Origin of the sequence: Ruminiclostridium sufflavum DSM 19573, assembly GCF_003208175.1 — a bacterium.
Classification (GTDB): domain Bacteria; phylum Bacillota; class Clostridia; order Acetivibrionales; family DSM-1351; genus Ruminiclostridium; species Ruminiclostridium sufflavum.
The window spans coordinates 165856-183685 of sequence record NZ_QKMR01000008.1 but is presented as its reverse complement, the minus strand read 5'-3'; the positions used below and the strand labels follow the sequence as shown (position 1 = coordinate 183685).

At 37.4% G+C, this 17830-nt stretch carries 3 protein-coding genes; all 3 read left to right on the top strand.

Annotated features, from left to right (window positions below; translation table 11 throughout):
* The first annotated feature begins 683 nt into the window (after positions 1 to 683).
* The 3 genes from LY28_RS08705 (at position 684) to LY28_RS08695 (ending at position 17829) form a co-directional block, all read left to right on the top strand.
* On the top strand, positions 684 to 2285 hold the full coding sequence (locus LY28_RS08705) for an AMP-binding protein (protein ID WP_110461790.1): 1602 nt from the start codon (positions 684 to 686) through the stop codon (positions 2283 to 2285).
* A 62-nt stretch (positions 2286 to 2347) separates the two neighbouring features.
* Positions 2348 to 2596, top strand: a complete 249-nt coding sequence (locus tag LY28_RS08700) for an acyl carrier protein (RefSeq protein ID WP_110461789.1) — start codon at positions 2348 to 2350, stop codon at positions 2594 to 2596.
* Between the two features lie 71 nt (positions 2597 to 2667).
* A complete protein-coding gene (locus LY28_RS08695) occupies positions 2668 to 17829 on the top strand; it encodes a non-ribosomal peptide synthetase (RefSeq protein WP_165835534.1) in 15162 nt (5053 codons plus the stop codon).
* The last annotated feature ends 1 nt before the right edge of the window (position 17830 follow it).

The following is a 17830-nucleotide window of genomic DNA, read 5'->3' as shown; positions in this document are numbered from 1 at the left end:
TGAACAAAGTGAAAGCCAGCGTCTTTAGGCGCTAGCCGGTAACAAGCCCTTATAGGGCTAGCACAAGCCACCCGTTTTACGGGTGGTCATGACTGCAATTTCTCTTTTCATAACATGAACTGTGAATAAATGGATTCTTAGAATTTGTGTTTTTATTGTAATATGATGGATTGATTGATGATAAATGTAAAAAAAGCTCAATTTTATGTACAATATATCTAGTTGATGCAAAAAAAATGTAAAAATATTTGCAGATTAACAAAATATAGTTTAAAATTTAAATATTAGTAATGTATAAAAACGTAAAATTAAAAAAATAGTCTCAATAATTAAAAATTTAAGAAAATAATAGGATTATTATTTCTAGAAATCTCTAGGGAATATTAATTTTTGTCTCAGATGATGACAAGGCGATATCTTATTATTGAGTAATTACAGGATAAGGATAGGCTACAGAAAAAATATGTATGTGCTTGCTCAGGTTTTCAGCATATAGGGAGTAATAATTGGAATATGGCATGGAAATAAAATGGCAAATATTATCGAATCTGTCGTTGCAAATGCAATTGGTGAAGAAAGTTCAACTGGTGATACGAAAGTCATTCTTGCAATGCATTACCAGAATCGGAAATAGCAGTGTTTATAGTTTTCTTGATAAATGAAGAATACAACGGAGAAAAGATATGGAAAGACAAAATGAGAACTTATGGTCTTTATTAAACGATGCATGTCGTGAAAATGGCAACTCTGACGCTGTATTAGTTAATAAGTGCGGTGTTATAGATAGAAAATCTTATTCAGAGCTGTTTGAACGCTCAAATGAACTAAAAAATTGGCTTTACAGCAGAAATATGGCCCAGCAGAAAATTATTTTTTTAGGCGATATTAGTTACGAGTGGATTACAGCTTATTTTGGTACAGTAGGTTCTGCAAATATTGTAGTTCCGATTGATAGCGAACTATCTGAAGAAGTGATTTTAGAAATGATACATGAGATTGATGCAAAAATAGTATTATTCGATAAAAGGTGCTCAAAGAAAGCAATTGCTTTAAGGAGGCTTTCGGACGACTTAGAATTTAAGTGTTTTACAGAATGTAAGGATTTTGAAACACTTTTAGATTGTAAAGAATCAAATGACAGTATCCGGGATTTAGTAACGGAAGAGCATTTGGCAATAATAATTTTTACGTCTGGCACAGCAGGCTATAATAAAGCAGTCATGCTGACACATGATAATTTGTGCAGTGATATACGCCACTGTGCCTATTTAATTGGAGAAGATACTTTCACTAAGGATACAAGATATCTCCATTTGCTGCCAATGCATCACGCTTTTGGGTTAACAACTGGAATTCTAACAGGTATGCTTTATTATCACTTTGTTGTATGCTTTGGTGGAGGCATTAAGAATTTTCTTAGCAATTTGAAATTATTTCAGCCAGAGTTGTTAATTGGAGTTCCTATGATTGTAGATGGAATGTACAAGAGAATCCATTCAACAATTGAGAAGAGAGTGGGAAGAAAATTTTGGGGAGTATATTGGGCAAGCAATGTTTTAAAGGTATTACATCTTGATATAAGAAGAAAATTATTCCATAATCTCCTTGACGAATTAGGTGGCAAACTTTCCATTATTATATGTGGAGGAGCAAGCGCTAATCAAGAATCAATTGACTTTTTGGACGGCATAGGAATTACAGTTTTAAATGGCTATGGAATTACAGAATGTTCACCAGTTGTATGTGCTAACAACTTGAAGAAAAGAAGAAAGCAATCTGTAGGTATAGCAGATTCGAATCCTTATTGCAAAATAAGAATCGTAGAGGATGAAATTCAGGTTTCTGGAAGAATAGTGATGAGGGGATACTACGGCCAGGATGAATTTACAGATGAGTACTTTAAGACGGGGGACATTGGTTACATAGATAAGAAGGGATTCTTGTTTATAAGTGGCCGAAAGAAAGATATCATTGTTCTCAAAGATGGCAATAATATTTTTCCTGCCAAAATAGAGGAGATTATTCAAAAATCGGAATGGATTGAGGCTGCTCTAGTGTATGCGAAGCAGACAGCGAAATCTGAAGTGCTAAGCTGTATTATAGTACCAGATAAGGAGAGATGTGCGGGGGCTTCGGAAGAAGAGGTGAAACAAGAGATTGAAAAGGTGATAGATCAGGTAAATAAAAAATCACCTATGTTTCAGCAGATTCGTAATATTGAGTATTCGAGAGAGGATTTTGAAAGAACTTCACTTGGCAAGGTAAAAAGATATAAATATTTATAAAAAATAGTGTTAAATTATATTAAACGTAAGGAGGAAGGTGTGGTGGTAGCAGGAAGCGCACCATGCATATGAAAATGAACAATATTGAGAGCAAGGTTAATCAGATTTTATCACAATTCATCGATGCAAACGAAGATGAGATTAATATAGAAGATGAATTAATAGCTGATTTAGGAATGACATCATTTGATATGGTTTCCATGATTGGTGAGATTGAAATGGAATATGATATTGAGATTGATATGGAAACTCTGAAAGAGATTAAAACAGTAGCGGATGTGTGTTTTTTTATCGAGAAGCTTGATGAATAGTTTTTTATGCGAAAAATATAGCTATAAAATATTGTAAAAGATGAGATATGATTTTAATTGGGGGGCACCACATGCTAAAACTAACGGGTACACAAAAGGAACTATACGAGTTAGAGCAATATAGTGGGAGTGGAGCAACATGTATTGCGGCAGATATTTTCATTCCAGGTACTGTTAATGAACAATTCATCAAAGACTGCATGCATGAAATTTTGAATAAAAATGACATATTCCACTTGCAAATAAGTAATGAAGAAAATAATCTTGTATGGAAGTATAATGAAGTAATTAATTATGAACAAAGCTACGAATTTTACAAGTTTGATATAGAAAAAAAATATCGTTCCTATGTGCAGGAAAAAATAAACCAGGGTTTATCCTGCTTGGAAAAATTATATTTCTTCTCTGTTGTGCAGTTACCTAATAAGTTTGGAATATTTATAATGCTAAATCATATTATTGCAGATGCATGGACTTTATCGAAGTTAGGTGAACAGTTTGTGAATTTATACAACAGTAGACTTGCTGGAGAAGAATATCACATTGATAATAATTCTTATGTAAATTTTATGCAGCAGGAAAATAAGTATGTCAGTAGTAAAAAATTTGAAAGTGACAAAATGTATTGGAAGAACCAGCTTGAAAAATTTAAAGACCTTGTTGTATTGACAAACCATTCAACTACTGTATTAAATACAGAACGTTTTATTAAGATGGTTCCTTTGGAGGAGTCCAAATCTATTTATGAGTTTTGCAATCATAAAGGTATATCAGAATATTCTCTTTATATGGCAGCATTAGGTGCTGTCTTTCATAATATGAGCCGTGCAGAACAATTCTACATTGGAAGCACGGTATTGAATCGAACAGGAAAAATGCAGTTAAATACGTTAGGATTATTTGCGAATACCATTCCTACCTATTTTCAATTTTTAAAGGAGGATTATTCCCTTAAGAAATACATAAAATCAATTGAGGAATCGATATTTTCTGCTTTTAAGCATCAAAAGTATACTTATAACAGGATTTTAAAAGAAAATGGTACCGGGAAAATCTTTGATGTAAGTTTAAACTTCCAGCCCGCATCTTTGCTGGATAACCACAGCTTGGATATTACTCTGTATCCAACACTAGCGCAGACAGAGAGCTTGATTATACATATTACTAAGACAGTAGAAAATCAGTATCAGATACTTTTTGATTACCAAACAGAATGCTTTGAAAAGTGGGAAATTATATCAATACAGGAACACATGTTAGCCTTAATTAGGAATATGATGAGTAAGTGGAATGAGGAAACAGATGATTGCCTGTTGGCAGATATTGGCTTGTTTTCAGAAGAGGAAGAAAAAGTGTTAGTTCAGGGCTTTAATGACACAGGCTATGAAGTAGAGAACACTACGATGGATGCTATGTTTGAACAACAAGCCATGAAGTATCCAGAGAAAATAGCTGTCATTTTGAAGAATGAGAAAATCACTTATGGCACTTTAGACAGACGTGCCAATTATGTTGCAGATTATTTAAAGAAAAATGGAATTGGAAAGGGAAGTTTTGTAGCAGTTAATGCAAGCAAAAAGATGGAGACAATTAGTGCAATCCTCGGAGTTTTAAAGAGTGGAGCGGCATTTGTACCTATTGATCCAGAGTACCCAAAAGAACGTATCAATTATATATTAAATGATTGTCAGCCCGCAGCTATCTTAGTAGGGACAGAAGATACTACTTTTGATACTGAGATTGTGCAGATTGTATTAGGAAAAGAAGAATGTGGAGTGTTTGCGGGTGCAGACCACAGTCCGGATGACATTGCATATATGATTTACACATCAGGTACAACAGGAAAACCCAAGGGTGTCCTAGTGGAACATCATGGGATAGCTTCTCTAAGAGATTACTTCAGAAAGCAGCGTGGCTTCTGTGAGCAGGATACAATAATGCAGTTTGCTAGTTTTTCTTTTGATGCGGCTGTTTCTGAGATTACAATGTCCTTATTAATCGGAGGAACTCTTTGCGTAGTAACTGAGGATTTGAGAAATGATATAGATGCTTTAGAGGAATATTTAATTAAAAATAATGTGACAATTGGATTATTCCCACCACAGTATTTGACACAGATTAATAAAGTTCCATTTCGAATTTTATTAACAGCAGGTTCTGAGTCCAACCATTTCATTGTTGAAAAGTTTGGTAAGGGCAGAGTGTACAGTAATGATTACGGCCCAACTGAAACGACGGTTTGTGCAACTGCATGGAAATATGATGGGGGAACACTGCCAAGACATATTCCAATTGGTAAACCTATTGTGAATAAGCAGATTTATATAATGAATGGCTCTCAGCTTTGCGGAATTGGAGTACCTGGCGAATTATGTGTTGCAGGTAAGGGAATAGCAAGGGGTTATTGGAATCAGCCTGAATTAACAGATGAAAAATTTGTGAAGAATCCATATGGTGAAGGCAGAATGTACCGCACAGGTGATATGGCTCGCTGGACAGAGGATGGCAATATTGAATTTCTTGGAAGAGTTGATAATCAGATAAAGATGCGAGGATTCCGCATTGAGATTGGTGAAATTGAGAGCGTGATGCGTAATGTGGCAGGCATTGTGGCTGCTGTTGTTGCGGTACAGGAAAATAAGCTGAAGAACGAAAAATACTTAAATGGTTATTACATTACAGATGGCAAGGTCACTTATGATGAGCTTCTATTTGCAATGCGTAATAAACTGCCAAACTATATGATTCCTTCACACATCTATGAGGTTACAGAAATCCCACTAAACCGTAATGGTAAAGTTGATATGCAGAAGCTAAAAACAGTGATTATTGAGAGAAAAAAAGAACACAGCTTACCAGTTACGGATAAAGAGGCTGCTGTTCTTAAAGCGTTTCAGGATGTAATTGGAAATTATGAAATTGGGATGGAAGATAATTTCTTTGAAGTAGGTGGAGATTCCATTAAAGCAATTGGTATCATCTCAGCTTTAAAGGCAGAAGGAATCCATGCAACGGTGAAAGCCATCATCCAGCACAATTCCATTCAGACATTCTGTAAAGCATTAGATAAGATAGAACAAGAGTTTTCTGATAATCAAGATGAGCGTTCCATTGTGCTTACAAAGAGAGATGCTTCTATTGAATATCTTCCATTGACGGATATCCAGCAGGAGATCTATTTAGGTGCAGCTTTGGATAAGCAGGGAATTGCTTATAATGTTCCAATGATTATTAAGTTCAACGAGAAGCTTGATATTATAAAAGTGCAATATGTAATTAATGAATTGCAGAGAAGACATGCTGCTATAAGGGCAGGTTTTAAAAATACAGCAGATGGATTAGTACAATTTTTTCGTGCAATACAAGATTATGAGATAGAATTGGAAAGGGCACAAAGCATAAAAGAAGCATTTGGTGAGTTCTTAAAACCATTTGATTTAGAGAAAGACAGATTGCTCCGAGTGAAGTTAGTTATGGTGGATGAGACAGAATATTTAATGTTTGACTCTCATCATATTGTAGTGGACGGTTTATCCATGAACCTCCTATTCGAAGAATTTATTGCGCTATACACAGATAAACAGTTAGAGCCAGCAGAACTTGATTTTGATGATTATGTACAATGGAGTATAGGGGAAGAATCCAGAAAAATCATGAGAGAGGACTTGGAATACTGGCATAATGTATTTGAAGACGGCGTGGAGAAGACATTAATTCCATCTGACTTTGAAAGAAGTGGGTCGGTAGCTAACGAAGGGGAAACTTTGTATGGAACTGTTTCTGGGGATGTGTTCGAAGGAATTCATGAATTCTGTAGCATGAATAATGTTTCACCTTTCATGGTACTGATGAGCGTTTATGGGGTTCTCATTAGTAAACTATCACTGTCAACTGAAATTATTATTGGTGTTCCGACATCAGGAAGATTCTTGGAGCAGGCAGATAAAATGGTTGGTATGTTTGTATCAAGTATTCCATTTAAAATGAATCTTCAGACAAGTGAGTCCTATATTCAGTTGGTGAAAGCCGTAGAACAGAATTTATTAGAGATATTGAAACGCCAGAATTGTACTATGAACAAAATTGCAGGAGAGTTGGGGATTAGTTCTGAAAATGGACAAAATCCGTTCTTTGCAACTATGTTTGGTGTAAATGATATAACGAAAACTCATACAGGCAAGACAATGGATTATGAATACATTAATTTTGAGCAGAAGATGGCTAAATTTGATGTCACCTTGGATGCTAATAAAGAAGACGACCATTATCAGCTTGTTCTTCGTTACAATAAAAGGTTGTACAAAGAGTCAACTATGATGCGTTTCATGAATGAGTTTATACTGATTCTGGAACAGGTAATGCAAAACAGCAGAGTACTTATTCGTGATATTTGTATTTTGTCTAAAGAAGAAGAGCAGAAACTTTTATCGGATAACAACAATAACAAAATTGTCTTTGAATACAAAGATGCCAATATAGTGGAATTGTTCAATGCCCAGGTCAGAGAGACACCTAATTCTATTGCAGCTGCATTTGATGGGAAATATGTAACTTATGCAGAATTGGATTCTTATTCTGATAAACTAGCATCAAAATTAGAGTCACAAAACTGTGGTAAAGGAAAGATTGTTCCTATACTGACAGAACGAAGCATCGAAATGCTTGTAATGGAACTTGCTGTTATGAAAACAGGTGCAGCATTCTGTCCAATGGACTCTGCTTGGCCTTTGGAAAGGAAAGAACTTATTTATACAAAACTTAAGGCAGATTATATCCTGAAAGGCCCAGGCTGCAGAGATATATCACTTCCTCACATGGAGGTTGCTTTAGCAGATATCAAGGGGGAAGAATACCGCCAGTATGAAGGAAAACATTACGATGGTTCAGGAATCAGCGGAAGTGATACTTTCTATGTTATCTACACTTCTGGTTCAACGGGTCAACCAAAGGGGGTTGTAGTACCTTACCGTGGAATCATAAACCGTCTGATGTGGATGAATGATACTTTAGGAATGAAAGCATGTTCCAGTGTTTTGCTTACAACCAATTATGTGTATGATAGCTCCATCTGGCAGTTTTACTGGCCATTAATCAACGGTGGCAAAGTAGTAATTCCGAAACCAGACGATATGCTGACAGCCGGTTTCCTATTAGATATCATTAAGACTGAAAAGATTGGAATTGTGGATTTTGTTCCGTCTGTATTTAACACTATTGTAGATGAAATGGAAAATTCAACTGAAGAAGCCGATGCGTTAGACAGCCTTGTATGGGTTATCTTAGGCGGGGAGGAGATTAAGCCAAAGGCAGTGAACCGCTTCTTGACCTTATTCCCTCATTTACAATGCATTAATTTATACGGACCGACAGAGGCAAGTATCGGTTGTGTTTACAAAGCATTGGCAGGAAATAATAATAAAACAATACCAATTGGAAAACCTATTTCCAATGTAGATATTTTAATATTAGATAAAGATATGAATTTGGTTCCAGAAGGAATTTGTGGTGAGATTTACATTGGTGGAATCTGTTTGGCTGATGGCTATTTGGATGACCCTGAAAGAACGGAGCAAAGTTTTGTTAAGAACCCATTTGCACAGATTAAGAGTGAACGTTTATACAAAACAGGTGACTTGGCAAAATGGGATTATAATGGTGATATTTATTATTTAGGAAGAAGCGATTCACAAGTTAAAATCAGGGGATATAGAATTGAGCTTCAGGAGATTGAGGCTAAGATATTAGATTATGCAGGAGTAAAGGAATGTATTGTTCTTACAATTGACAGAAGAGTGGATGACAAGGTGTTATGTGCTTATTTTGTAGGTGAAGTGGATGAGGCTGAACTGAAGAACTACTTATTCTCTCGCCTTCCTGCTTACATGGTTCCATCTTACTACATAAAATTAGACCAGATTCCAATCGGTACTTCAGGAAAAGCCAATCGTAATATGCTTTCAAAACCTGATTTTACAGTGAAGAAAAATGTAATTATTGCACCACAAAATGAAGTAGAAGGCTTGTTAGCTGAGGCATGGGCAAAAGTACTGAACTTAAAGGAAATCAGCATGGATGACAATTATTTTGAAATCGGCGGGGATTCCATCAAGGCATTACAGATTGTCTCCATGTTAAGAAAGAATAACTTAGAATTTACGATGCAACAGTTATTTGCAAATCCAACCATTAAGCAGCTTGCGAAAACTGTCAATGTAAAGAGGGAAATTGCCTGCAAGACAAGGGATTTCACAGGAGAGCTTGCACTATCACCAATCCAGAAGCGGTTTGTTGCGCATTATGATTATAAAAGGTATTTCAACCAGGCGGTGCTATTGGAAAATAAAGATGGCTGGAATCAGGAATATGTAGAGAAGGCACAGGAGGAAATTATCAGAAAACATCCAATGATTCGTGCTTCCTATCAGAAAGAACAGGATGGAGCAGTTATCCAGAACATCCTTCCAGCAGATAAGGTTTCACTCCGCGTAAACATTTGCGAAAAAGGTGAAAGTCTGGATAAAACCATTGAAACTTTACAAAAAAGAATTGCAATTGATTCAAATATAGTTGAATTTACCCTTATCAAGGATGGAAATAGGGAGTATTTATTTTTAGCGGCTCATCACCTTATTATAGATGCGGTCTCAATGCGTATTCTTGTAAATGATTTTATGACTATTTACAAAGGGCTGGAAAATGGCGAGTCTGTTGATATCGGGACAGAGTGCTTGACATATTCAGACTATTTAGAGAAAATCACGAAGGCTTGCTATTCTTATCACTTTAAGAAGCAAAAAGCTTATTGGGAAGAGATTGACCAGTATAAGAAGGAGAATCAGTATAAGACAGCATTTGGCGACAGGAAGAGCATAAGTGTTACCTTGGTAGAGACCTGCACAAACCTGTTAAATGGAACTGCCAACCGTGCATATGGAACAAGAACGGAAGAACTCCTTCTGACAGCATTTTTAAATGCGTTAAAGGCTGCTGGTATTGTCAAAGAACGTGACGTGGTAATCGACATGGAATCCATGGGAAGAAATATTACGCAGAATGGGATGGATTTCTCCGAAACGGTTGGCTGGTTTACCACTATATATCCAGTTCATTTTCAGATTAACCAGACTGGACTTGCGGAACAGGTGATTAATGTAAAAGAAACCATGCGAAAGGTTCCAGATAAAGGTATAGGGTATCAGTTGATACACTACCATGATGGCGGGAAAGCAGTGGATAGCCAAATCTGCTTTAATTATTTAGGAGAATTGTCGGTTGCAGAACAAATGGGTGCAATCAGTATTAAGTCAATTGATAATAAGTCTATGATTCATAAGGATATGCAGATGCCATATATAATGGATGTCAGCGCAAGCATTTTAGAGAACAGGCTTACGGTATCCTTTGATTATGTACCGGATGTCTTGGAGGATAAGGCTATGGGATGTTTTGCTTCTGAGTTTGAGAAGCAGTGCCAGAATATTGCCAAAGCTTTAAACAAGACAGAAGAGATTGTGAAGACACCTGCAGATTATGGAAGAAGCGAACTTTCAATAAAGGAATTGAATTACATATTATCATCTTTAAATGGTAAAGTAGAAAAGATTTATCCTTTAACAGCAACACAGACAGGAATACTGTTCCATACTATTACAGAAGGTGGCACAGGAGCTTATTTTGAACAGAATTATTTAACAATACAGGGGAATATTGAGCTCGGGAATTTCAGAAAAGCATATTGTAAACTGATTGAACAATATGACATTTTTAAAACGGTATTTATGTATGATAACTTAAGCACCAGCTACCAAGTAGTAAAGTCAATTGATGCAATGGAGATTTTATTTGAAAGTTCCGACATTGCAGGACTTGATAAGGTGAAACAGCAACAGGTTATTGAAGAATACTGCGTGTCTGACAAGAAGAAAGGTTTTGATCTTCAGAGAGGGCCTTTAATGCGTGTTATGGCATTTAAGACAGATAAAGACACTTGGAAGTTGGTTTGGAGCGACAGCCATATTTTAATGGATGGTATGTGTCTTGCGGTGGTACTGGATAAGGTGACAACATATTATAACCAATTGTGCCAGGGAGAAAGCCCGATAGAAGAGCAGAATATCCAGTACAGTGATTATATAGACTGGTTGCAGGAACAGGATATGGAGGAAGCTGCCCAGTACTGGAAGGATCAGGTTTACAATTATGAGAAGCCAAATGAATTGTATAAGAGCGGTAACAAGCAGGAGAGCGGACAGAATGAGATAAAGATTAAGCTAGATAAGAAAATAGCAGACAGCCTTACAATTGCGGCAACCAACAGGGGTCTTACTTTAAACTCTATTATGCAGGCAGCATGGGCAGTTACACTCATGAGATATTGTGACACCAATGATATCGTGTATGGTTCTGTGCTTTCAGGACGTTCTGCACCTGTTAAGGGAATTGAGGATATGATTGGCTTGTTCATCAGCACCTTGCCTATTAGGGTAACAGCTTCACAGGAAGTATCCTTTACAGAACTGGCTAGACAGGTTCAGACTACATGTGTTAAGGCAGAGGGCTATAGCTATTATCCACTTGCATCCATTCAGAAGTTCTCAGAGTATGGAAGCCAATTGTTTGACCATATATTCGTATTCGAGAATTTTGACTTGATAAGAGAAAACAAGGAAAGCGTATCAGATAATGCATTTCGTATTGTAGAAGCATCTGCAGATGAGTCTACTAACTACGATTTAACTATTGTGGTTATTCCAAGGAGAGAAATTGAAATAACCTTTATGTATAAGAAAGCAGCATTTAATGATGCATTTATGGAACAGATATTATGCCATTACCAGAATGTTCTGACGCAGGTAGCAGGACATATGGATAGACCTGTTGCTGAGATGGAAGTCTTAGGTGAGACGGACTATCAGCTAATTGATGTAGAAGAAGCGTTTAACATCGGATTCACAGATGTTACTATTACGGAACTATTTGAAGAACAGGTAAGAAAATATCCTGACCGCACAGCAATCCAGTATGGTGAAGAGAGATACACCTACCAAGAAGCAGGAAGGTTATCTAACAGGATTGCAAATACCTTAGTTAAACATGGCATCCAGACGGAAGATATAATTGGAATTCTCATGGAGAAGAATTCAAAAGCAGTTATTACGGCGCTTGGTATCTTAAAAGCCGGTGGTGCATACATGCCATTAGATCCAAGTTATCCTGCAGAACGCCTTGAGTTTATGATAAGTGACAGTAATGCCAAACTTGTTGTAACTGCAGGAAACTTATTTGATGTGACGGTAAATTGCCCTGTTATCGACTTTAATACAGATTTAGAGGAAAATGATGCGGAGCTGGCTTTAATGGCATCACCTGAAAATCTTGCTTACATCATCTACACATCAGGAACTACTGGTAAACCTAAAGGCGCAATGATTTTTCACCGCAACGTGATAAGATTGTTTGTAAATGACAACTGTCTGTATGATTTTACAGAACAAGATGTATGGGTAATGTTCCACTCCTTCTGCTTTGATTTCTCTGTATGGGAGATGTATGGTGCTTTATTATTTGGCGGGAAGCTCATTATCATCTCGAAAGATTTTGCAAGAGATACTTATAAGTTTATGAAGTTTTTAGAAAATGAGAAGGTAACGATATTAAACCAGACACCATCTGCATTTAACTCCTTATCCTTACAGCTTGAGATAGAACCAGGAGTGGAACTTGCCGTAAGATATGTCATCTTCGGTGGTGAGAAGCTACATCCAGCGGTCGTGAAGTATTTCCATAGCAGATATCCATCCTGCAAAATTATCAACATGTATGGAATTACGGAGACAACTGTTCATGTTACATATAAAGAGATTACGGAGAAAGAAATTGAAGAAAACGTTAGTGACATCGGTTTGCCAATCCCAACACTAGGGCTAGTTCTGGTAGATTCCAGATTGAAACCAGTGCCAAGAGGTATGCAGGGAGAACTTCTTGTGTGGGGACATGGTGTATGCCGTGGCTATATTAACAGACCAGAATTGACTGAAGCCAAATTTATAAAATACACCCACAACGGAAAAGAACTCTATGTCTATAGGAGCGGTGATGCAGGAAGGTTTATTGATGGTGGACTTGAGTATATCGGAAGAATCGACCAGCAGGTTAAGATAAGAGGACATAGAATTGAGTTAGGCGAGATTAAGAACATCATTCTAAAGAATGAGAAAGTAGAAGATTGTGTGGTAATTGTGGATGCAGATGCAGAAGACAACAAGTTTATCATTGCATACTACCAGCAGAAGCAGGAACTGGATTACCACGAGTTACGAAGCTTTATGGAGGAACATTTACCAGGATATATGGTACCGGCATATTTTATGCCAATCAAAACTATTCCGGTAAATATAAACGGAAAAGTTGACAAGAAGGCATTGCCAAAACCTGAGATTAAGTCTGATTTAAGCAGATATGTAAAAGCCGAGAATGCCATGCAACAGTATATCGTGGATATTTGGGAAGAGATTCTGGATTATGCACCAATCAGTATTGATGATAATTATTTTGAAATTGGTGGAGATTCCATTAAGGTAATCAAGATTTTGTCCAAGGTACATTCCGACGGATATCATTTTGAGGTTGCAGATTTATTTGCCCATCCGACTATTAGGGAGTTTTATCAGTATATGCAGTCTAACAAGAGTGCTTACTCTCAGGATGAGATTGCAGGCAAGATGCTGCTGACTCCAATCCAGAAGGAACTTTCAGAAGATGAGCAGGCAATGACAGGCCAATATAACCAAGCGATTATTCTTCATTCAGAAGAACACTTGGATGAAGAAAGCCTTATGAAAGCTCTTAAAAGATTGGTAATTCATCATGACTCATTGCGTTCTGTTTTTGTAAAGGATGAAGATAATTCTTATCTGAACGTCCTGAGAGCAGAAGAGATGAATGGGCTAGATGCACTCAGAGTAGAGCATTTGGAAAATGTGACAGAGGATGAACTGGACTGCGTGATGGAAGCCATCTGCAATGAAGAACAAGAAGCAATTACACTAATCAGTGATAAATTATATAGAATGACACTTATGGTTACATCAGAAGGAGATTACGTATTTTTTGCAGTACATCATATGGTTATTGATGTGGTGTCATGGAATATAATTGCAGAGGATCTTACAAGGCTTTACCATGATGAACAGAATCATACAGAGGTTATACTCCCTGAAAAGACAATGTCTTTCAAGCAGTGGACAGATGTATTATATTCTGACGAACTGAAAGAAGAGCTTAAGTTTAATTATGAGTCTCTTTGGAGAGGACTTGCAAAGGAAAAGGATACACCGGTATGGGAAACAACTGAGTATGGAACTTTTGGGGATACTGTGTCTAAAGAATTTAACATTGACGTAGAAATCACAGAAGCCTTAAAGAATGGAACTTTCAGGGTGACTGGGGCTACGATGGAAGAAGTGCTTCTTTCCATTATGGTAAATGCCTTGGCAGCTGTAAGTGGAAAGCGCAGCATTCCGTTAGCATTGGAAAGTACAGGCCGTTTCGCTAAGTATAAGGATTATGATTTTTCAAGAACAGTTGGCTGGTTTACTGCCATCTATCCCATTGTATTTGAACCATCGAAGAATCCAGTGCAGCTAATCTGTGTTACAAAAGAGAAACGAAGAAAAGCCAAGAACTTAGAGTATACGTTTGGACTTATTGCAGACGTTGACCCAAATGCCAGCCGTTACGCAAAACCACAGATAAGCTTCAATTATTTAGGACAGATTCAGTCACAAGAGAATGGCTTTACCAGAGCGGATAAAGCTATTGGTAAATGTGTTGGAGATGCTTTGAAACGGCAATATGCAATGGATATTAGCTGTAAAATTGAAAACGGCAGGCTTCATTTTACAACTGCCTATTCAAAAACAGTTGTGAGTTGTGAATTTGTAACATCATTAATTGAAGAAGTTAAGAAACAGATTGAAGATACTGTTCAGGCATGCAAGGATTTGAAGAATTCGGTAACAACGCCAGTTGACTATAACCTTGACATCAGTATAGAGGAGTTAGACTACTTGAAAGTAATGTACGGTGGACAAGCAGATTCCTTTATGAGGATGACTCCTATGCAGAAAGGTATGCTATATCACATCATCTCAAACCCAGATGATGATGCATACCATGAAAGACTTGTGATGAACCTTACTGGACAGCTTTCATCAGAACTGTTAATAGAAGCACTCAATATCACGAAGAGGAACCACATAGCGTTACGCACAGCTTTTGTCAGTGAAAATATCACCGAACCAGTTCAGATTATATTAAAAGACACAGAACTAGGTGTGAAGGATAAAGATGTACGAGGCTTATCAGAAGAAGATACGGAGAAGATAATAGAAGCCTTTGACATAGAAGCATTTAACTATGCAAGTGGAGATTTGTGCAGATTCTTAATCCTTAAGACGGGAGAAGAAGCTTATCAGGTAATATGGAAATTCCATCATTTAATCCTGGATGGATGGTCAGTCTCCATTATACTTGAGGAGTTATTTAAGACCTATACGTACTTAAAACAGGGAGAACAAATAAAAACAGAAGCTGAGAAAGACAACTGCCGTGATTTGTATGACTGGATTGGAACGCAGAACATGTACGCTGCGAAGAAATTCTGGAAGCAGTACTTGGGAGGCAGGGAGTTAAATACCCAGATTCCATTTGAGCATGCTACGGAGGATACAGAGACTTGCGAGTTGGATTCTTATCTGGATGAGGAGTACACTGATAAACTGAAAGCAATGTCAAACCAGAGCATTACTTCCGCATCTGTTGTAATATCCGCATGGGGCTTGTTACTTCAGATGACGAACTTAGCAGACGAAGCAGTATTTGGAAGCATTGTGTCTGGAAGAAATAAAAAGAACGAAAGCGTAAACAATGCGGCAGGTATGTTTATCAATACCATTCCTGTGTGTGTGTCAATGGAAGAGAACGAGACATTTATTGATTCTGCAAGACGCTTTCAAGATGACTTAATAAAGATGGAGCAGTACTCCTATTATCCACTATATGAAATTCAATCCGATGCAAACAATGGAAATCAGATTATCAACCATGTGGTTGCTTACGAAAATTATCCTGTAAATCAGGCATTGAAGGAACAGTTAGAGAACGGTAATACTTATGATTTTGCAGTGGAAAATGTTGTACTTAAGGAACATACCAATTACAGCGTTGGAGTGGTATTTACACCAGGCAGCAGGATGAAGCTGAATTTAAGCTATAACAAGTATGCATTTAAAGAATCCAAGTGCCAGAGGATTGCGCAGATGTATTTCCACATATTAAAACAGGTAATTGATAATCCATTAATCCAAAAGAAAGATATCAGCCTGTTATCTGCTACAGAAGAGAAACAACTGGTTGGAACTTATGAGCCAGTAGCCTATGAAAGTCTGATGGAACAGTTTGAGCGTGCAAGCAGAAAATGCAGCTTGAAGACAGCAGTAAAAGATAGGAATACAGAGTATTCTTACGAAGAATTACGTCTTATGGCAAATGGACTTGCAAAAGCCTTACATGATGCATCAGTTGTAGCCGATGAGACTGTATGTTTAATGTGTGGTGCTGGAGTGGAACAGGCAATAGGTATCTTAGGAATTATGAAGGCAAATGCAATCTATCTTCCAGTTGATACAAGCCTGCCAATAGACCGTATCCGGTATATGATTGATAACAGTAGAGCTGTACGGATTGTGTCTGATAAGGAGAATGTTTCCTTTGCAGAACAGTTTGGACTTCCGGTAACGACGATCAATCCAGAAGATAAATATGAGACAGCACCTGCCAGTAAAGGTAAGTACGCTTATATCATTTATACTTCCGGGACGACAGGTAAGCCAAAGGGTGTTCTGGTATCGAAAGAGAATATCGCATCTGCAATTGGTTGGAGAAGTAAGGAGTATGACTTTGCAGCAGAGGATAATATCTTACAGTTATTTGCATATTCTTTCGATGGGTTTATGACAAGCTTCTTCACACCACTTGTGTCAGGTTGCAAGATTGTATTTGTAGAAGATGTCCTGAATGTAAGGTGTATTGGAGAGGTAATCGAGAAAGAGAAGATAACACATTTCATCTCTGTGCCAATATTATGCCAGTCCATCTTTGAGAACCTGACAGCAGAGCAGTTACAGAGCGTACGGATTGTTACAACTGCTGGAGACCGTTTAAGCGTACAAACTTATAAAGCAGTCAAAGAGAAGATTGAAAATATTGAAATTGTAAATGAATACGGACCGACAGAGTGTACTGTTGTATCCACGATTAAGCGAAATGTGTCCTATGGGGATATCGCAGATAATAGCATTGGGCATGTAATTGAGAATGGTTACCTATACATTGCAGATAAAAACATGAACATCCTGCCGGATGGGCTTGCTGGTGAAATTGTGATGGGCGGTCAGGGTGTCTCCTGTGGCTATGTGAATTCACCAGGACTTACTGCTAAAGCATTTGTGAAAGATAAGAACCACGAAGGACTGCTGGTTTACCGCACTGGTGATAAAGGAAAGCGTCTGGAAAATGGTGAGATTAGCTTTTTAGGCAGAGTGGACAAACAGGTTAAGGTAAGAGGATACCGAATCGAAACATTAGAAATAGAGAAAATAATGGAAGAGATGCAGGAAATAGAAAGTGCTGCAGTCATTGTTTATCAGGATGAATTGATTGCGTACTATGTTGGTGAGGAAGATGGACAGAATATCAAGAAGTATTTGTCCACGAAATTACCGAAGTATATGATACCTGCAAAATATATCAAATTGGATGCAATGCCGCTGACTTACATCGGTAAGGTTGACTATAAGAATCTTCCTAGCCCAGTATATACAGAGCATGATATTGTGAAACCAGCCTCTGATATGGAATGGGAGATATGGAACATATGGGAAGGCGTATTAGGACATCAGAGCTTTGGAGTTACAGATAACTTCTTTGAAGTGGGAGGTAATTCCATAAGGCTGATGAGTGTATCTGGTAAATTAAATAAGGCTTATCCTGATAAATTTACTGTTGCATCCTTATTCTCTTACGTGACCATTAAGGATATCTGCGGACACGTTGAGCAGGAAGATAAGAGCATTATAGAAAAGAAAGAAACTACAGAGCTAGCAGAAGACGATATCTTGGCATTCTTAGAGGATGACAATGCGGATCTGGATGATTTGATAAATAGATTATAAA

Bases quoted from the DNA above. Each gene is read 5' to 3' on its own strand.
- LY28_RS08705 (WP_110461790.1), top strand. From the start codon at position 684: ATGGAAAGACAAAATGAGAACTTATGGTCTTTATTAAACGATGCATGT.
- LY28_RS08700 (WP_110461789.1), top strand. From the start codon at position 2,348: ATGCATATGAAAATGAACAATATTGAGAGCAAGGTTAATCAGATTTTA.
- LY28_RS08695 (WP_165835534.1), top strand. From the start codon at position 2,668: ATGCTAAAACTAACGGGTACACAAAAGGAACTATACGAGTTAGAGCAA.